This window comes from Bacillus sp. OV322 (assembly GCF_900112495.1).
Taxonomy (GTDB): Bacteria; Bacillota; Bacilli; order Bacillales; family DSM-1321; genus Peribacillus.
In genome coordinates this window covers 1-19,844 of sequence record NZ_FOMA01000007.1, presented here as the reverse complement: position 1 = coordinate 19,844, position 19,844 = coordinate 1, and the positions used below count along the sequence as shown (strand labels likewise).

Here is a 19,844-nt window from a genome sequence, read left to right as displayed (position 1 = left end):
AGGTCTGCTATTTCTTTATTTCGTTTCATTCACTGGAGAAGGAAGCAATTGTATTTCGTTCTTCTTTTTTGCTTCCTGTTTCTTTTTATCTTTTCTTACATCACGCAGGAAGAAGCTCAGTATTAATCCGACAACAGTAAATCCTGTTGCCCAGAAGAAGGCATCATTGATTCCCATAACATTGGATTGCAGCTGTATTTGGCCGGACAGCAGCGATATGGCTGTCTGCTGGGCTGAAGCTGCTGTTTGATGCATGGAAGCCATGATGTTTTGAACAAGATTCTGCAGGTTTTGCGAGAATTCCGGATCAGTCGTACTCATCTGGTTTCCCATTGTAGTAGCATGGAAGATGGTCCTGTTTGTATAAATGGTAGTGACCAAGCTTGTTCCGATTGCGCCGGTTACCTGGCGGATTGTATTCGTCATGGCGGTTCCGTGGCTATTTAAATGGCGTGGCAGCTGGTTCATGCCTGCTGTCATAATCGGCATCATCAATAGCGACATTCCGAATGAACGGATCATGTAAATACCTAATAGTGTTGTATAAGCAGTATCAGGCGTTATTTTAGTAAATTCAAACGTTGTTAAAATAGTGACCAGCAATCCGACTATACCAAGTGGACGAGGTCCTACTTTATCAAACAATATCCCTGAGATAGGGGACATGACCATCATAACAAGGGCGCCTGGAAGCATTAGAACACCTGATTGAACAGGGGTAAAGCCTCTTAGGTTCTGCAGATAAATCGGAAGCAGGAACAGCCCAGTGAACATTGATACAGTGATGATGGCTGAAATGATATTGGATAGTGTGAATATGTCATACTTGAAAACCCTGAAATCAAGCAAAGGTTTTTCTGATTTTAGCTGCTGGATAACAAATCCGGCAATGGACAGAAGGCCAAGTACGATCATAACCACGACAATTGAGTCTGACCATCCTTTTGAACCGGCTTCACTGACTCCATAAAGAAGGGCAGCCACACCGAAAAGGGAAAGAAATGCGCCGAATGCATCGAGTTTGATTTTTTTTGGCTCAATTACATTACGCAATGTGATGAAAGCGATGATTACAATAATCGCTCCAAGCGGAACCATTCCGTAGAACATTAAACGCCATGTATAGTGTTCTATGATCAAACCTGATAATGTAGGGCCGATAGCCGGAGCGAACATCATTGCAAGGCCAAAGATCCCCATCCCTTTACCGCGCATATGCGGCGGGAAAATAAACATGATCATAGTCATAACAAGCGGCTGAAGAACACCGCCGCCTGCTGCCTGAATTAAGCGGCCAATCAAAATTACGGAGAATGTCGGTGCAATTCCGCAAATGAAAGTACCAATAGTGAAAAGTACCATAGCCAATATAAAAAGTATCCTTGTGCCAAAGCGTTCAATAAGGAACGCTGAAAGAGGAATTAACGCACCATTGACAAGCATGAACCCTGTGGAAAGCCACTGGATGGTTGTGGCTGTTACGTTAAACTCCGTCATCATGCGCGGCATGGCCACGCTTAGAAGGGTTTGGTTTAAGATAACTAAGAATAAGCCAAGCATTAATATAACAAGCAGGGGAATATGCTGTCTTACTCCCTGGTCGTTATTTTCGATACCTTGGGCAGCCATTAAACCAGCCTCCTTTCTTGTAAAGTAAACAAATCAAATTATTTTGTGGAAATCTTAACTTCTGCGTTCATACCTGGAAGTACTTTATCGGATGGAGCTTTAATTGAAATTTTAACAGGAACCTTTTGAGTTACTTTAGTGTAGTTGCCGCTTGAATTTTGTGACGGCATGATAGAGAATACTGAGTTTGTAGCATATCCGATATCTTCTAGTGTACCTTCGAAAGTAGTGCCTGGATCTCCGTCAACTGTGATATCAACTGAATCGCCTTTTTCGATATCGCTTAATTCTGTTTCTTTAATGTTTGCTGTAATATAAATTTTGCTCATATCGATTGTTTGGCCCAATACCTGTCCTGCTTGAACCAATTGATCAGATGAAACTTGTTTTTTAACTACTGTTCCGTCTTGTGCAGAAGAAACAGTCACAGAATTTTTGCCATCAGAGATTTTGCCAAGTGTATTTCCTTTTGAAACATTATCGCCTTCCTGCAGATTCCAGCCTTTTAGCTTGCCTGCTGTTGGCGCAACAATTGTATTAAGATCTCCGGCTACTTTTGCTTCGTCTGTCTTAACGAAGTTTGTGCTTTGATAGTAGTAATAAGCACCTCCGGCTACTAATGCAAAAATAATGATGATTCCTACGATATTAACTAGGACTAAACGACCTCTACCCATAAATCTTTCTCCTTTCAATCCTGCGAAGTATTTTAAATTTCTGAAGTATTAAATTGGCGGATAATTTTCACGTCATCATTTTCAATAGAAATTGGTTCCGTTATTTTATCCAGCAATGCTGAAAACTGATAAAAGCCTTCCAGTTCTGTTTCATCCATTTGTTTAATAGTTTGGATGATTAATTCCTTAAAGCTCTTTGTTACACATTCAAGAACTTCAGATCCTTTATCGGACAGTTGTACTCTGACAACACGCCTGTCTTTGTCATCATTGAAGCGGCAAATTAAAGTTTGCTCTACAAGACGGTCAATCAGCCTTGTGAGGGAACTTAGGTGGATATGAACCATTTCCGCCAGCTTGCTGACCCGGATATTGCTGTTTTGTCCGACTTTATAGAGAATATGAACCTGAAGCAAAGTGATGTCATAAGGTTCTATGCTTTTCTCAAGAAACAAAGTACGTATTTTCCCAAGCAGTAATAATTTGTCATGAATGTGCTCTACCGCAGCGATAATACGGCTTTCTTCATTCAACACTTCACTCCCCAATCATGCTAATATTTAAGAACATTAAATGTTAACCAATGTAAATATATTTCTTAACAAGAAATTATTCTAACAGAGATTTTTTGAATTGTCATCAATTTAATCCTTTATTTTTTATTATTTTTTCGAGGTAAAAAATGTAATTTTTCTTGTTTGATGTGAATAAAGGGGGATTCTATTATCTTGAGTATTTGATAAATAATAAAAAAATATTTATGTAAAACAAAAATGGAACGCTTTCATATCAGACAGGAGAAAAAACAAAAAAAGGGCTATCCTCTAAGTAAGAGGAAAACCCTTTTTATCAAGTCCAGCTCACAAGGAGTCGGACAAGGCTCAAATAATTAATCTACATCTTCTGGAGGAAGATATACTTCATTATCATCTTTATGGAAAGTCTGAAAACTGCTGATCAATTTTTCTAAGTGCTCCATTTGCTCATCATACTCCATAATGGCAGAGAGCAGAGGGACAAGTCGTGCACCTAATTCCTGATCTTCAATTCCCGAATCCCTGCCGTAAAAAAGCGCTAGCAGGTTCTCGCGGCTTAAGCATTCATCGGAAACACAGTCTGAATATACATGTCCGCTGAATTTCACCTTGCCGATATATTTTAACAGCAATTGCTCATGCTTGCGGATCAGGCAATCCAGCTGATAAAGGAGCTTTACCTGGAATTCTTCAGGCATCATGCTTATTTCATGCTCGTATTTATGGATGCGTTTAAGTGTTTCAAAAGCTTTTCTTGTGGTGATAAGCATTTGCCGGTACACCACTTTTTTTCTGGCCTTTACATGGTTTTCCTTCAGAAAATAACCGCGTTCTTCTTTAAACATATAATAAAGCTGTTCAATTTGAGAAAGGTCGTTCTTTAAATCGCCGATATCCTTTTTTAACAATGTCCGTTCAGATACATGGCGGGTGCTCATTCTGATCCACTTCAGGATATCCTCCGTTACATTTGAAATCCGCACATATAGCTTTGTTTCATATTTGGGAGGAATAAATACAAGGTTGACCAAGAAGGAGCTCAGGATTCCTAATAAAACTGATGATAAACGAATGAAGGCAAAGGCATAGAAATTCCCCTGCTGCGCTTCCATGATTGATAATGTTGTCACAATTGAAAGTGTAATGGTATTGCCCATCTTAAGTTTAAGGTTAATTGAAATGACCACGATAACAGCTAAACCGATAATAAAAATATGATTGCCAAAAAAGAGAACGAATACTACAGCGACACAGGCTCCGATTAGATTTCCCTGAAGCTGCTCCACAATCGTCCTGTATGAACGGTAAATGGTCGGCTGTATGGCAAATATGGCAGATATCCCTGCTAATACCGGCACAGGCATGTGAAGAAGCTTTGAAAGATAAAGCGCTAAAACAATTGCAATTCCCGTTTTTAAAATGCGGGCACCAAGCTTCATATAAGTCCGTTTTCCTTTCTCTTGGGTAAAATCCAGCAATGTGTATGATTTTTTATAATGATTGCGATGTAATTCTGGATAAATAAAAACTCCCTTTTAATTACTTTACACTAAAACCTTTTTAAGTAAACAATAATGTAATATACAGGGTTTACCGTTAAGTTTCAAGGGGAAATAGCCAGTTTTTACAATTGTTTATAAAAACTATAATAATAAGAAGGTTATCGGCCAAAACGCCCGAGATATTTGGATTGCCAGTTTGCGGGATAAGAAAGCCGGCACTGGATGCAGTGCCGGCTTCTTTGCAAATAGGCTGTTTTCTCAACTTTTTGCAGGTCAATTAAATCATTCTGTTGAAACAGAGGGATCCGCTTGTTGTTTGACTGGGACAACCATAATAAAATGCTCTGCCGGATTATCCAGTAGGGGAGAAAGGGATAATGCTTCTTCTTCCTGTTCCTGTTCTTTAAGCATGAGTGTATATGCCCCCAAAAGCTCAGAAATGTCCTGAATTCCCTTTGTTGAGAGGGCTTCAATTGTGACATTCGCACCCTTTGCAATCCTTCTTTCGGCTGCTTCCTTCGTAAAGCCGGACTGCGGCTGCAGCCTTAAATAAACGACACCGCCTGTCATGCCTGCACAAATCCATGGCCCTGGATCTCCGAGAACCAAACCCCTGCCATTGGTCATGTACTCAAAGGCAAAGCCTTTTATGTTGGCATGGACTGCAATATTTCCGTTTTCCGTTTTCCCGATTGGCTGCTTTAGCTGCCCGCCAATGATCATATCAGCTCCAGAAAGCCTGATGCCTGCTCTGGCATCTGCATCTCCCTGTGCAACAAGAAGCCCGTGCTGTGCCCCATATCCGAAGCCTTTTCCAACAGAGCCATTATAGAAGTTTCCATCCTTGCCGCGGGATTTGAAAATCCATATGTTTCCGCCGATGGCAGTCTTGCCGATGCCATCCTGTGCTCCTCCGCTAACCTGTATCTCAATTCCCTCTGTGTTATAGGCGCCAAGTCCATTTCCTGGTATGGAACCGTTTTTGTAAATGAGCTGTACAGAAGGGAGTGATTTATATGATCCATCCAATCTTCCCCTGACACGATGGCAGGAAACCCTGCTTCCGAGCACGCGCTGGTCGGAGGTGATTCTGTCATACGTTCTGGATTCATTGAGATCATCCACCGCTGAGTCCAGATACTCTGCGCCTACAGCAGCCTGCAGTGCGCCTTCATTTAGGCAGGCTGCTGTCTCCAGGCTGGGAAACTGGCTGATTTCGAGAGTTTTCAGCAAATATGTTAAATCAAGAAGTTCCTTCCCCTTAACCTGCTGAAGCAGATCAGATCTGCCGACAATATCCTGCAGGCTTCTTGCTCCAAGAGAAGCAGTAAGTGCTTTAAGTTCGTTGCCAAAAGCAGTAAACATATTGGTCAGCCCCTGTACAGCCAAGTCAAATTTGCGGGGCACAAAGCGGCGCAGCCCATGTTCTTTTGCTTCTGCTTCAGATTCTATCTGGGTGGCAATCCCCACATGGCATGTATCTAAATGGCAGCCCCTGCAGGTAGTGCATCCAACGGCAATCATTGAAAGGGTGCCAAATCCAACCCGATTCGCTCCAAGGAGCATGACTTTCAATACATCCAGCGAGCTTTTTAAGCCTCCATCAGCCCAGATCTCTACATTCTGCCTGATTCCTGCTTCCAAAAGGGCATTATGGGCGGCCTTGACGCCAATCTCAACAGGAAGCCCTACATGCTGAAGGGCATGGATACGGGCAGCGCCTGTTCCTCCGTCAAAACCGGAAAGGGTAATGATGTCTGCGCCGGATTTGGCTATCCCGACCGCTATTGTCCCGATATTAGGGACGACTGGAACCTTTACCGCCACTTTTGCATTATCGTTCGCTGTTTTAAGCTCGTGTATCATCTGCGCAAGGTCTTCGATTGAATAAATATCATGATTATTTGATGGTGATATAAGATCAGAGCCGATGGTTGCATTGCGTGCCTGAGCAATCTTGGCTGTTACCTTAGAGCCGGGAAGATGTCCGCCTTCACCTGGTTTGGCTCCCTGGCCGATTTTAATTTCCAGCAGGTTGGATGAATTAAGCAGCTCAGCATTCACCCCGAAACGGCCGGAAGCAATCTGCTGGCCGCGGGATTTGGGATATTTGCCGAGCATATCTTTGATTTCCCCGCCCTCGCCATTCATGCTGATCATATTCAAACGGTCAGCAGCTTCAGCGTAGGCCCTGAAAGCAATTTCGTTTTGCGATCCAAATGACATGGAGGCAATGACAAACGGAAGGCTATGCTCACCGATAGATATGCTGACTTCTTCAGGGGAAAGAGGTTCTTCTCCTGGAACCAGGGAGGTTAAATGCCTGATTGCTGTTGGATTTGCTTCTTCCTGTTCAGATATTTTTTCCCGGTACGCTTCATAATCCCCGGTAGACGCAACATCTCCAATCGATTTCCAGATCCGTGGGAAAAGGTGGAAGGTTTTCCCTATTCGTCCGTCGGTGCTATGATAATCCTGAGCCCTTTGCAGAGCGTCTTCTTTCATATTGTCAAAATTGTATTGCAGTTCAGAAGAACCGAAGAAGTTCACGATGTTTAAATGCTGACCGACTTCATCATTCAGCCCTATGCTTGAAAATAGGCGGCCATATCCCCGAAGCTCATGTATCCCTATAGTGGAAATCACTTTCTCAAGTCCTTTTGTCAGGGCATTGTACAAATTAACGGCAGGTTCGGGTGTTTCTGCAGGCAGTGTCAAAAACATGTAATAAGGACTGATTGCATCGGCACCTAGTCCGTATGCGGTAATAATATCATGCAGGGAACGGATGGCTGCAGACCTGACCAATAATGAGCAATTTCTTCTTTGGCCTGAACTCAATAGAGCCTGGTCGACAGCAGAGACCGCCAGATGGGGATCAAGCCACAGATATTCATCATGATGGGCATCAGCGTCATCCAATATGATCAGTGTTTTTCCATCTTTAACAGCAGAGACTGCTTCATCGGCTATTCGAGATAATGCGGACGGTATGGATTCATTCCGCATAAAAACAGCGGAAATGCTGCTGCTGGATTTTTGTTCCTTATGGTATTTAATGAATTGGTCATAGCTTGGCTGAGCCAGGATATCGGAACATTCAATTCCGCTTTTTCCTTCTATAAAAATAGGTGTCAAAAGCTCCATTACTTTTTCTGCTTTTTCAGCCTTGAATAAAGCTGGGCGTTTCCCGATAATCGTGCGTGTAGAAAAATGTTCGGTTTCCCTGTCCCGGTCAATGGCTGGGTTTGTTACAACAGCTACGCTTTCTTTTATAAAATCAGCTATATTTTTCCTCTGGGGATTGAGAGCTGCCAATGGTGCATCATGGCCTAATGAACGGATAGGCTCTGCCCCTTTTTCCGCCATTTGCTCAACCAGCTGCACATGATCCCTTTCCCAGCCAAATGCCTTATATTGCCCATTTTGGATACCGGGGGATTGGGTAAACTCTTCCGGCTTTACAAACACCGGGGGCTTGAGGCGGATGCTGTCACCGGAAAGGGTGAGCCGACTGGAAAAGCGTTCATAGACTTCAGTCTGATAGGAGGTATAATCCATGAGTACAATTGTATCTCCCTCCCATTTAAGGCCGATTTTTTCACCAGGTCCGATGGGCTTCGGGTCACCGGTATATTCAGAGGAAGATATAATTCCAGGCTCTGATGAAAATAGGTATGAAGTTTCTGTTTCTAAATTCCATAAAGGCCGCAAGCCTAATGAGTCAACGGAAAAAACAGCTTCATCCCCAAACCTGGAGATAATTCCCGCAGGCCCTTGGGCAAAGTGTCCCCAAGCCTCCCGCAGATAGGTATATAAGTTTTGCAAATGCGCGGGATAGGCCTTTATTTCATTAATGATAGGAGGGAAGAGCATATCAATAGCTTCGAATAGTGAAAAGCCATGCCTGCAGATCAGCGTTTCAATGGTCCTGTTCAGATCCTGAGAGTCACTGCCCTCCTTCACGAGCGGGACGCCGATCATTTGTGCTTCTTCACGAAGCTTGGCAATGGTATTGATTTCTCCGTTATGACCTAAGATACTGAATGGCTGAACCCTGAAAAAGCTTGATAAAGTATTTGTCGAAAAACGGTTGTGGCCAAGTGTCATGGTGGAGGCAGCCAGCGGATCAGCAAGGTCAGGATAATAGTTTGGAAGAATATCCCCAGCGCCCATCACCTTATAAACAACATGATATTGGCTTAGGGAAGCTACATGTATAAAATCATTTTTTTCTATATCATGTGTAAGTTCAAATAGAGATTGGGTTATCTCTGTTTGCTCTGTAAAGGAAGAAAGGCAGGCAAATTGCCAGAATACCGGATTTTCCTGAATTGCAATCGGTCCAAGTGCGGATGGATTGCAGGCTTTATCTGATTCAAAGACAAGCCTCAAACCGGCCGTGTTAAGCTTTTCCTTTACTTCATCCATCAGAGAGGAAATATCTCCCTTTCTGCTCAGGAAAAGATGCCCGACTGCAAAGCTTGGGTCATCAGCAAGACTGCCGTCAGCATTTGCTGATTCAAGCTTTTTTTTCCAAAGGGCTCTTGGGATATCAATGTGGATGCCAACTCCGTCTCCTTCACCATTAATGAAGCCGGCCCGGTGGTTCATTTTTACTAAAGCATCTATGCAGGCGAAAATGTTTTCCCTTGCAGGGATTCTTTTTTTCTCAATGCTTGCTACAATTCCGCAGGCATCATGCTCCTCGCGGTAAAACTCTTTAAATAACCCTGGATTCCATTGCTTTTGATTCATGAGTTCGGCGTCTATAAGGGGGAGCCTTATTTTGCCTTCACCTCCTGGTTTTATATAATGATCTTTAATAAGTAGGGGGATTTTTAAAGGGGCTCTGTTAGCTCTGCCAGCTATTTCTGCTTCAGGTACCGCGGTCTTTGGAGCATCTTCGCGGTGCGTTTTCAGTTTAGGTATTAACAAAGCCTCTATAAAAGGAAAGTAGATAATTTTCTGAATATTATTATAATGATACTAAACAAAAGAGGATAAATCAATTTTTTATACAGGGCAGTGGATATAGTTTTTTTACAAGAAGGAAGGAAAATAAAGTGTTCTACATATATGCAAGCGCTTTCTTTTGCTGATGTAAAAAATCCTGCAAAGGCGAAATCTTTGCAGGATTGTATGTCTTATGAATAATTATTCGTTTCCTAAAGAAGAACCAAGTGTTTTAAATGCATGTTCAACAGCTTTTAAAGTATAAGTTATATCTTCTTCGGTATGCTCGGTTGTTAAAAACCAGGCTTCATATTTTGATGGAGCAAGGTTGATGCCCTGATGAAGCATCAGTTTAAAGAACTTGGCAAACATCTCGCCGTCCGTGTTTTCTGCTTGGACATAATTTTCCACTTTTTCTTTGGTGAAGAAAATTGTAAGTGCACCTTTCAGGCGGTTGATGGTAATCGGGACCTGATAGCGTTCAGCTGCTGCGAGAATCCCTTTTTCGAGTATGGCGCCAAGATGGTCAAGCTTCTCATAAAGGCCCTCTTGCTTCAGTACCTCTAAACAGGCGATTCCTGAAAGCATGGATGCAGGGTTTCCTGCCATTGTACCAGCCTGATATGCAGGTCCAAGGGGAGCGACTGTCTCCATGATTTCTTTCTTTCCGCCGTAAGCGCCAATAGGAAGGCCGCCGCCAATGATTTTGCCCAGAGCGGTTAAATCAGGCTGCACGCCAAGAAGATCCTGAGCTCCGCCGTACATAAAGCGGAAAGCCGTAATGACTTCGTCAAAGATAACAAGTGCACCTGCATTGTGGCTATGTTCCACCACAGCTTCCAGGAAACCTGGATTAGGTTCGACAATGCCGAAATTTCCTACAATCGGTTCGACAAGGACACCGGCAATTTGATCTCCCCATTTTTCGAGGGCCTCTTTAAATGGTTCAATATCATTGAAAGGAACTGTAATAACCTCTTGTGCGATGCTTTTCGGGACGCCGGCTGAATCTGGCGTGCCGAGAGTAGAAGGGCCAGACCCCGCTGCTACAAGCACAAGATCTGAGTGGCCATGATAGCAGCCTGCAAACTTAATTATTTTATCTCTTCCTGTGTATGCCCGTGCTACACGGATTGTTGTCATGACTGCTTCTGTTCCGGAATTGACGAAACGGACTTTGTCCATGTATGGCATGGCTTCTTTCAGCATCTTTGCAAATTTCACTTCGTGGGGAGTTGGTGTACCGAACAAAACCCCTGATTCTGCAGCCTTCTTGATGGCTTCCGTTATATGCGGGTGAGCATGGCCGGTAATGATCGGGCCATAAGCTGCTAAATAATCAATATACTTATTGCCGTCAACATCCCAAAAATAAGCACCCTGTCCCCGTTCCATCACAACCGGAGAACCGCCTCCAACAGCCTTATAAGAACGTGAAGGGCTATTCACACCCCCGACAATATGCTCCTGCGCTTCCCTATGTAAACTCTCTGAATTCGTAAACTTCATCACATATCCTCCTCTAAACCAAACTACAACAATCTATTCTAGCACAAAACCACCCGGAATTGTGGTCTGGGAAATGGGGTCTGACCCCATTGTTTGGGCATTTTTGTTGTTTTAGCGGGCTGGTTTGGATAAACTATTTCATTAGGGCAAGATGACTATTGGAGGAAATGATGTTATGAGTTTTGCAATTGAAGTGGAGCATCTTAGGAAAGAGTTTAAGGCGTATTCGAGCCGTTCTGGGTTAAAGGGTGCCTTTCGTGACCTGCTTACTAGAAACTATAAAGTTGTTCCTGCTGTGAACGATATTAATTTTAATGTGAAACAGGGGGAAATGGTGGCTTACATCGGGGAGAATGGGGCAGGAAAGTCGACGACAATCAAAATGCTGACAGGCATCCTAACCCCAACCTCAGGGCATATTCGTGTGAATGGAATGAACCCTCATAAAGAAAGAGAGAGTTTCACGCCAACAATTGGCGTCGTATTCGGCCAGCGCTCACAGCTTTGGTGGGATATCGCTGTGCAGGAATCCTTCCGCCTATTGAAAAAAGTGTACAAAGTGTCTGATCAGCAATACGAAGAGCATATGGGACACATCATTAAGACGCTTGACCTGGAACCCTTGCTTGACAAACCTGTCCGTAAGCTATCGCTCGGCCAGCGTATGAGGTGTGAGCTAGCCGCTGCACTGATCCATAATCCGCCGCTTTTGTTCCTTGACGAGCCGACAATCGGGCTTGATGTACTTGTAAAGCTCAAGATCCGGGAATTTTTAAAGGAAATCAACCAAAAGTACAATACGACCATTTTATTGACCACCCATGATCTTGCAGATATTGAAGCACTATGCGATAGGGTGATCATGCTTGATGAAGGCCAGATCATTTATGATGGCGCTTTAAACAGCCTGAAAAACAACTGGGCTGAAGGCAAGGAAATACATTTTCAATTCATGGAGCAAGTATCTCTTAATGAGCTGCAGTCATTGCCGCTTCCTTTTGATGCTTCCTGGGAATATAACGAAAAAGATCAAACATATATTGCATTTATTAAAGAAGAACATGATCATATTTCACAGTTGATCGCGGCAGTCATTGCTCATTATAAAATTAAGGACATCAAGATTCATGAAACATCGATAGAAGAAATCGTCCGGAATATTTATGATAAAGGCATCGTATGATTTCTCGTCATTTATTACAAAAACAAAACCAGGAAAAGGCGGGAAAGGAGCAGTACGGTGGGAAAGTACACAGAAATGATACGCATCAGATTTTTAATGATGCTGGCTTATAGATCTGATTATTACACTGGGATTTTAATATACAGCATCAACATCGGGGCTTACTATTTCCTTTGGAATGCCATTTATGGCGGAAAAGGGTCGATGCAGGGACTGACCAGCACACAAATGACTACATATGTGGCCATTGCCTGGATGGCACGAGCTTTTTATTTCAATAATATCGACAGGGAAATATCCCAGGAAATCAAAGAGGGAAAAGTGGCCATTGAATTGATAAGGCCATACAGCTATCTTGGCATGAAAACGATGCAGGGACTCGGTGAGGGGATCTTCCGTTTCTTCTTCTTCTCGATACCCGGCATGATAGTAGTAGCTTTAATTTTTCCAATCAAACTTCCGCATGATGCTGCAGTTTGGGGTTATTTTGTTTTATCTCTTATTCTTAGCTTTATTATCAATACACAAATCAATCTGCTTACAGGAATCACAACATTTTTCTTTTACAACAACGCTGGGCTGATCAGGGCAAAAAGAGTGATCATTGATTTATTTTCCGGCTTGCTTCTTCCTATCAGCTTTTATCCGATGTGGGCACAGGACATCATGAAATACCTTCCTTTTCAGGGCATTAGCTATATCCCGAGCATGATTTTCACAAATGGCTTCAGTACCGGGGAAATCCTGCAGGCGATGCTGCAGCAATTAATCTGGGTGCTGATATTATTGGTGCCAATCCAGTTTCTCTGGGTTACCGCTAAAAAACAGCTCATCATTCAGGGAGGCTAAAGCAAGTGTTTTATGTAAATATGTTTTTTCAATATGTAAGCCAGTATATGAAAACAAGGCTTCAGTACAGGGCCGATTTGTTTGTTGAAATTTTTTCTGATCTGCTGAATCAAGCGGTCAATTTGATCTTCATCTTCGTTGTATTCGGCCATACTCAGCTGTTGAGCGGCTGGAACCGCGACGAAATCATTTTTATTTATGGCTTCTTCCTTATTCCGTTTGCTCTATTTTCGTCATTCTTTAATATATGGGATTTTAATGACCGCTATATAGTCAAAGGAGAGATGGACAGAATTCTGACAAGGCCGATTCACAGCCTTTTTCAGGTCATTCTGGAAAGGATGGAACTGGAATCGCTATTTGGGCTGATAACTGGCCTGATTGTTATTTTTTATGCGGGATCCTCCCTGCATCTTGACATTCACTGGTATGACCCCGTGCTGTTTATCCTGTTTGCCATCGGGGGTGCCCTTGCATATGCTGCTATTTTTATTGCCCTTGCAAGCATCGGCTTTTGGTCGGATGCCAAAACATCGATAATGCCGATGATGTACAATATCGGAAATTACGGCCGCTATCCGGTCGATATTTACAATAAAGCCATCCGGTTTGTACTGACATGGGTATTGCCCTTTGCCTTTGTAGGCGTCTATCCTGCCGCCTATTTTCTGGGCAAAAAAGAATGGTACATGTTCTCATTTGCCACTCCTGTAATCGGAATTGTCTTCTTCACTTTTTCTGTTCTGCTATGGAACCAGGGTGTGAAGAAATATAGAGGTGCAGGAAATTAAATAGACGGCCGCTTTTCCAATCGGGAAAGCGGCTGTTTTTTCTATCTCAGCCCTCCGCAGTTAATAGGATGCTTTTCGTTTCAGTGCTTATAAAAGCCGATCATCCTTACCTTCTGTAATGCCTTCTTGTATAAAAGAGAAATTGATTTGTTTACATATAACATGGGAACAGGGAGTAGTAATAGAATATCTAATATTTTTAGGAGGTGAGGAGGATCCATGACCTTTTACCTGTTGATTGCAGCCATCCTTGCCTGCATGTTTATGAGCCTCCGCACTTTATTTATAGAAAGCAGCAGTGAGAAAAGATTTTCTATAGAAAGCCTGATTTGGGTGACCAACCTTTATGGAACCATATTAATAGGATTTGCACTTATTTATTTACTGTTTGAGCTGGATAACCATGCAGTTTTTTTGGACAACGGTTTCCGGGTAGAGGGGGATTATATCAGGCATCTGGAAACCTCCTTTTATTTCAGTGCAATGACGATGTTTTCCGTTGGCTACGGCGATGTAGCTCCAATTGGGATTGGCCGTACAATCGCAGCTGTTCAGGCCTTTATCGGATACACTTTGCCGGCTGCATTCGTAATCCGGACAGTTATTGATTTCGAACAGAATAACAGGAGAAAGTGAGAAATTTGTAATTGGGGAGAAAATTGGGTACGCTTACTCCAAAGGCAAGAAATGGAGGGAGTGCATTGACAATGAAAATCGGTGAAAAAGCTCCGGATTTTAAATTGAATGCGAGTAATGGAGAAGTTGTTTCTTTATCAGATTTTGCAGGCAAACATATCATTTTGTATTTCTACCCTAAGGATATGACACCTGGCTGTACCACGGAAGCGTGTGATTTTCGTGATCAGCATGAGCAATTCAAGGAGCTGGATGCGGTCATTTTGGGGGTTAGCCCGGATCCGGTTGACCGTCATATGAAATTTATCGAAAAGCACGGCCTGCCTTTCCTGCTGCTGGCAGATGAAAATCATGAAGCAGCGGAAGCGTATGATGTATGGAAGCTGAAGAATAACTTCGGCAAAGAATATATGGGCATCGAACGCTCTACTTTTTTAATTGATAAACAAGGAATTTTAATAAAAGAGTGGAGAAAAGTGAAAGTAAAGGGACATACAGAAGAAGCTTTAGAGTATCTTAGGAAAACAGAGATATAATTTGGGGGCAACGGCATGAGGGATGAGAGATTAAACAGGCTGGCGAAAATGCTGCTGAAGCATTCAATTAAATTGCAGAAAAAACAAAAAGTGCTTATCCGCGGTCATGTTAACAGCAAGCCTTTGCTAAAAGAACTGATTGATGAAACCTACAAAATGGGCGGTTATCCGTATGTTGATTTAATGGATGATGAAATCAGCCGGCATTTATTATTGGGGTATGAAAAGGAACAGCTTGATACATTTTCTTCATGGATGATGAAAAAATATGAAGACACAGATGCTGTCATCATTGTGTATGGTGAAGAAAATGATGCCGAGTTTTCTGGAGTGCCTGCAGAAAAGCACCGGATTCGCGGAGAAGCCATGAAACCTTCTACGTTTTTTTATGTGAACAACCGGAAATGGGTATTACTGAACTATCCTACAATCGGCCTTGCCCAAAAAGCGGGCATGAGCTTGAGCCGTTTTGAAGACTACCTGCTTGACGTCTGCACGGTTGATTATGAAAAAATGGAACAAGCCATGCAGCCGCTTAAAGAATTAATGGAAGCAACAGATAAGGTCCGTATTGTCTCGCCTGGAACAGATTTATCCTTTTCCATCAAAGACATACCTGCAATAATCTGTGCAGGCTCCAATAATGTACCGGATGGTGAAGTCTTTACAGCTCCTGTTAAAGAAAGTGTCAACGGAACCATAACCTTCAATACTCCATGCCCATATCAGGGATCGGTTTTCAGGGGAGTTTCATTAACATTTAAAGAAGGTAAAATTACTGACTGCACTGCGGATCAGCTGGAAAAATTCAATGCAATCCTCGATACAGACAGCGGTTCGCGCTTTATCGGAGAGTTTGCACTTGGAGTCAACCCGCTGATTACGGAACCGATAGGCGATATATTATTCGATGAAAAAATATGCGGAAGTCTGCATTTTACTCCCGGAGAGGCCTATGAAGAAGCTGACAATGGCAACCGGTCATCGATTCATTGGGATATGGTCCTCATCCAGCGTCCAGAATATGGCGGGGGAGAAATATATTTCGATGATGTCTTGGTCAGGAAAGACGGCATGTTTGTCCTGTCGCAGCTTGCAGGGCTGAATCCTGAAAACTTGAAGGGGTAATGTAAAGCCTATTTTATTAGACAAGGGCTACTGTCCAACTCCAATATGCTGTTTTAGAATAGTATAAATCATGGGAATACCTCCTCAAAGATTGTTTCGCGGATCTAGTATCCGCGTTTTTTTATGCCCTGAAAAAGGTGCGGTTAGCTGCCTATGAATGAAAATGCAGAAAATTCTTGTGCCGGATATCTGCCGGGAAGATTTTTAACATGATAAAATAATTGAAAAACCTTTGGAGGATTTGCATATGCTTGTACTCTCAACTATTACTCCGGACGATGCCATCATAATGGAGATGGAACAAAAGTTTCCGGCACTGGAATTCGCCTATAAAACAAGATTGCCTGTGAACGATGATCATTTAAAACGCGCAGAGATTCTCATAACCTATGGTGAGGATTTAACAGGAAAACATATAGAAGCGGCCAAACAGCTGAAGTGGATAATGGTCATGTCTGCAGGACTTGAGCAAATGCCCTTTCAGGAGATTACCCGGAAAAACATCATGGTGACAAATGCAAGGGGAATACATAGCATTCCGATGGCAGAGTATACAATAGGGATGCTGCTTCAATATGAAAAAAAGAATAAGCAATTGCTGGAACAGGAAGAAAAAGCATTATGGGAACGCAGTATTATGACAGGCGAGCTTAGCGGCAAAACGATACTCATCATGGGAACAGGAGCGATAGGCGGGGAAATTGCCAGACTGGCTAAAGCATTTAATATGAAGACACTGGGAATCAACAGGGGAGGCAAACAGGCTGTTTATATTGATGAGCTCTATAATATCAGTGACCTATTAAATGTGATCCCGCGGGCTGATTATATAACGGCTATTTTGCCTAGCACTCCCGAAACAAAGGGGATGCTTGGGAAAGAGCACTTCAGAAAGATGAAGGAAACGGCCGTTTTTATCAACATAGGCCGCGGTGACCTTGTGGAAGACACCGTTCTTTTAGAGGCTATGAAAGATAAAGAAATTGCCCATAGCATTCTTGATGTTTTTAACACCGAACCTCTTCCGGAAGATCATGACTTCTGGAGAGTGAACAATGTGACAGTGACACCACATCTATCAAGCAAATCAGACAGATACCTGCCAAGATCCTTTGACATTTTTGAAAAAAACCTCCACGAATATATGGGAGAAGGAAAAAAGTATATCAATTTAATTGACCCCAAAAAGGGTTATTAATAAGCATGCACATGTAAGTTTCGGCTGAAATGGAATATACTAAGGCGTATCCCTCATTTTTATGTGAAGGAGATGTCTCTGGGCAGTCTAAAGGCTTATATTTTTTCATATAATTAAGCATATAGCCCTTGCAGAATCATTGACAAAAACGCAGGAATGCAGGTACACTAATTATAAATATTATAATATAAGAATATATACTGTTAGAAAAGAGGTGCATGGCGGTGTCTGAAAATCATTTGAAGGAAGCATTAGATTCATTGAAGGATACCGGAGTGAGAATTACTCCTCAGCGTCATGCGATACTTGAATATTTAATAAACTCGATGTCCCACCCGACAGCAGATGATATTTATAAAGCGCTGGAGGGCAAATTCCCGAATATGAGCGTGGCGACAGTTTATAATAACCTGAGAGTATTTCGTGAAGTGGGATTAGTGAAAGAGCTGACGTTTGGCGATTCTTCAAGCAGATTCGACTTTGTGACCACTAATCATTACCATGTAGTTTGCCAGCATTGCGGCAAGATAGTGGATTTTCACTATCCGGGATTGAACGAAGTTGAGCAATTTGCCTCACATGTTACGGGATTCCAGATCAGCAACCACCGCATGGAAATCTACGGAGAATGCCCGGATTGTACTGGCAAAGAGACACATTAAAAAAGTTCCGCCTAATCAGGCAGGAACTTTTTTTGTGCCAATATGTCACAAGCAGACTGGCAGAGGCAGTTGCATCAGTTTTTTTATTTATCCTTATCAGTGATTAACAGTGCGCGTCAATGATTCTTTGCTTGTCTTCTATTGTACTTTTCATCAAATTCTTCGCCCTCAAGATTTTTATCCAGTGTCAGGGGTTCATTGCAATGCATGCACATATCCACACGCCCTAAAATTTTAGTGGGCTTGCTGCAATTTGGGCAAATAACCTGTACCGTTTTGGTGGAAAGCATGCCAATCCAAAAATACACAGCGGTGCTTGCCATAATGCACAAGACGCCAAGAATCATGAAAATTGTCATGACGATAGGATGTGACCTGAAGAAGATCCCGCCATACATAACAATGAAGCCGATAAAGATTAAGCTTAAAGCAAATGTCCGAATTTTGTTTATCTTGCTAGAGTATTTTTGCATAGTTGTCCCTCCTGATTATTTTAACTATACCACAAAATTGGGACTAATATGAAAATTATAACAAGGGAAAAATGCGTGAATTTCCACAGGAAAGGCAGGATTTCTACAAAAAAAGTCGAACCCGTATATAGTGAAGAATACACCCTGTACATTTTGCTCTGTTTTAAATAAACTGAGTTTTGTACAGTAATCTGCAACGTTTTTGGAGGAATTTAAAAATGGAGGATATCCTTCGTCCAATATACCAGGAAAGAGCCAGCCACTCTTCAACACTTGGCATTTTATTAATAGAAAAAAGAGCGAATGACATATCAATCACAGATACCTTTGACTACATCCTTTTTGTTATTGTGAACGAAGCGGAAGATGCCGTTTTTCTGAAGCATTATACATACAGGGATAAAAAGGCAGCACTGCATGTTGTGTCTGAAAGCCAGCTGCAGGATTGGCTGCTGCTTGGGACAAACCGTAAAGTCGTGGACTGGATTCAAAATGGGAAGATTTTATTTGACAGAAACGAATACCTTTCCAGTCTGAAAAAAGAAATCAGCGAATTCCCTTTCTACGGAAGGAAAATTAAAATGGGCATGGAGTTTGCCAAGCTAATAAGAAGGTACATGGACGGAAAAGTGTTTTTTGAGAATGGGCAGTATCTCGATGCCTATAACCATGTTGTCCATTCTTTGCACCACTTGGCGCGACTTGAAGTCATCGACCAGGGATTTCACCCTGAGGTGACGGTTTGGAATCAGGTAAAGCACATCGAGCCTGAAATTTTTAAACTATATGAAGAACTCGTTAATAGCGAGGAAACTCTAGAGAAAAGGCTTGAGCTGTTATTTTTGGCAAGTGAATTTCTTATTTACTCAAGAACAAATATTGGAGCCCAGCATTTAATAGAGGTTATGGAAACAAAAGAAGAGCCATGGACAATTGCCCAGCTGATCAATCATCAGGAGCTGGCGCATTATGCGGTGGATCTCAGCGTACTGCTGGAATACCTTATCGAGAAAAACATTATTGAAATTGCGAATGTAGAAACAAAGGGCCAGGAAGTGTATCACAGGCTGTATCATTTATAAGATCAGGAAGAAGAGCGGCAGCCTACCTGTTCAGCAGAGATATTTATGCGTGTATAGGTGCTGCTTAACTTCCGTTTCTTTTTCCTGTAAAGCTAAGAGTGTATACAGGAGTGCTTATGTGATTGAATAAGGATATTTTGTGAAAGAATAATAGCTTGGCTAAAGTACTTCCAGGTGTTTAATAAACAGGTCCTGCATATCATGAAAAAATTATCGTAAAAAATCATTTTTAGTATTGACCATTCATTATTTCGATGTTATATTTATATACGTCGCTAAGGGACATCAAGTTCTGAAGCACAGAAAAATGTTTTTCTAAAAAAGTTTTTCAGAAAGTTGTTGACAGTTAACTTGCTTACATGGTAAGATAACCAAGTCGCTTCCGAGAGAAACGATAGAGAAATTGCTCTTTGAAAACTGAACAAAACTAAGCGCCAACGTTTTAAAATAGTGAGCACACACTCTAAAAGCAAATGAGCAAGTCAAACATTTCTTCG

16 protein-coding genes are annotated in these 19,844 nt (G+C 42.1%); 9 read left to right on the top strand and 7 right to left on the bottom strand.

Annotation, left to right across the window (positions count from 1 at the left end):
- Positions 1–15: 15 nt before the first annotated feature.
- The 6 genes from BM126_RS17110 to BM126_RS17085 all read right to left on the bottom strand — a co-directional run bounded on the left by BM126_RS17110 (position 16) and on the right by BM126_RS17085 (position 10,809).
- Entirely contained in the window at positions 16–1,629 is a 1,614-nt protein-coding gene (locus BM126_RS17110) for a DHA2 family efflux MFS transporter permease subunit (protein WP_090990657.1), read from the bottom strand.
- Between the two features lie 38 nt (positions 1,630–1,667).
- Positions 1,668–2,306, bottom strand: coding sequence for a biotin/lipoyl-containing protein (locus BM126_RS17105; protein ID WP_090990656.1), 639 nt, complete (start codon positions 2,304–2,306; stop codon positions 1,668–1,670).
- Between the two features lie 32 nt (positions 2,307–2,338).
- Positions 2,339–2,839: a MarR family winged helix-turn-helix transcriptional regulator gene (locus BM126_RS17100; RefSeq protein WP_177201474.1), complete on the bottom strand. Its 501-nt coding sequence runs from the start codon at positions 2,837–2,839 to the stop codon at positions 2,339–2,341.
- Between the two features lie 356 nt (positions 2,840–3,195).
- Positions 3,196–4,281 (bottom strand): FUSC family protein, encoded by a 1,086-nt coding sequence (locus BM126_RS17095; protein ID WP_090990654.1) that lies wholly within the window; start codon positions 4,279–4,281, stop codon positions 3,196–3,198.
- Positions 4,282–4,626: 345 nt separating this feature from the next.
- Complete coding sequence (locus BM126_RS17090; protein WP_090990875.1) at positions 4,627–9,102, bottom strand: glutamate synthase-related protein; 4,476 nt, start codon at positions 9,100–9,102, stop codon at positions 4,627–4,629.
- A 399-nt stretch (positions 9,103–9,501) separates the two neighbouring features.
- Positions 9,502–10,809 carry a glutamate-1-semialdehyde 2,1-aminomutase gene (locus BM126_RS17085; protein ID WP_090990653.1) on the bottom strand — a complete coding sequence of 436 codons (1,308 nt, stop codon included), beginning with the start codon at positions 10,807–10,809 and terminating at the stop codon, positions 9,502–9,504.
- A 175-nt stretch (positions 10,810–10,984) separates the two neighbouring features.
- Here BM126_RS17085 and BM126_RS17080 point away from each other — a divergent pair, with 175 nt between their 5' ends.
- The 8 genes from BM126_RS17080 (at position 10,985) to perR (ending at position 17,792) form a co-directional block, all read left to right on the top strand.
- The gene (locus BM126_RS17080; protein WP_090990652.1) at positions 10,985–11,992 is read left to right on the top strand and encodes an ABC transporter ATP-binding protein; all 1,008 of its coding nucleotides are present in this window, start codon (positions 10,985–10,987) and stop codon (positions 11,990–11,992) included.
- A 57-nt stretch (positions 11,993–12,049) separates the two neighbouring features.
- Positions 12,050–12,841 (top strand): ABC transporter permease, encoded by a 792-nt coding sequence (locus BM126_RS17075; protein WP_090990651.1) that lies wholly within the window; start codon positions 12,050–12,052, stop codon positions 12,839–12,841.
- A 5-nt stretch (positions 12,842–12,846) separates the two neighbouring features.
- Entirely contained in the window at positions 12,847–13,632 is a 786-nt protein-coding gene (locus tag BM126_RS17070) for an ABC transporter permease (protein WP_090990650.1), read from the top strand.
- Positions 13,633–13,851: 219 nt separating this feature from the next.
- Entirely contained in the window at positions 13,852–14,268 is a 417-nt protein-coding gene (locus tag BM126_RS17065; RefSeq protein ID WP_090990649.1) for an ion channel, read from the top strand.
- A 65-nt stretch (positions 14,269–14,333) separates the two neighbouring features.
- Positions 14,334–14,804 (top strand): thioredoxin-dependent thiol peroxidase, encoded by a 471-nt coding sequence (gene bcp / locus BM126_RS17060; protein WP_090990648.1) that lies wholly within the window; start codon positions 14,334–14,336, stop codon positions 14,802–14,804.
- Positions 14,805–14,819: 15 nt separating this feature from the next.
- Entirely contained in the window at positions 14,820–15,932 is a 1,113-nt protein-coding gene (locus tag BM126_RS17055; protein WP_090990647.1) for an aminopeptidase, read from the top strand.
- Between the two features lie 247 nt (positions 15,933–16,179).
- Positions 16,180–17,130, top strand: a complete 951-nt coding sequence (locus BM126_RS17050) for a D-2-hydroxyacid dehydrogenase (RefSeq protein WP_090990646.1) — start codon at positions 16,180–16,182, stop codon at positions 17,128–17,130.
- Positions 17,131–17,348: 218 nt separating this feature from the next.
- Entirely contained in the window at positions 17,349–17,792 is a 444-nt protein-coding gene (gene perR / locus BM126_RS17045; protein ID WP_071352172.1) for a peroxide-responsive transcriptional repressor PerR, read from the top strand.
- Positions 17,793–17,908: 116 nt separating this feature from the next.
- Here perR and BM126_RS17040 read toward each other — a convergent pair whose 3' ends face one another.
- Entirely contained in the window at positions 17,909–18,265 is a 357-nt protein-coding gene (locus tag BM126_RS17040; protein WP_071352171.1) for a YgzB family protein, read from the bottom strand.
- 218 nt (positions 18,266–18,483) lie between these two features.
- On the opposite strand from BM126_RS17040, the gene BM126_RS17035 reads away from it, so the two are divergent.
- Positions 18,484–19,347, top strand: a complete 864-nt coding sequence (locus BM126_RS17035; protein ID WP_090990645.1) for a nucleotidyltransferase-like protein — start codon at positions 18,484–18,486, stop codon at positions 19,345–19,347.
- Positions 19,348–19,844 lie beyond the last annotated feature (497 nt).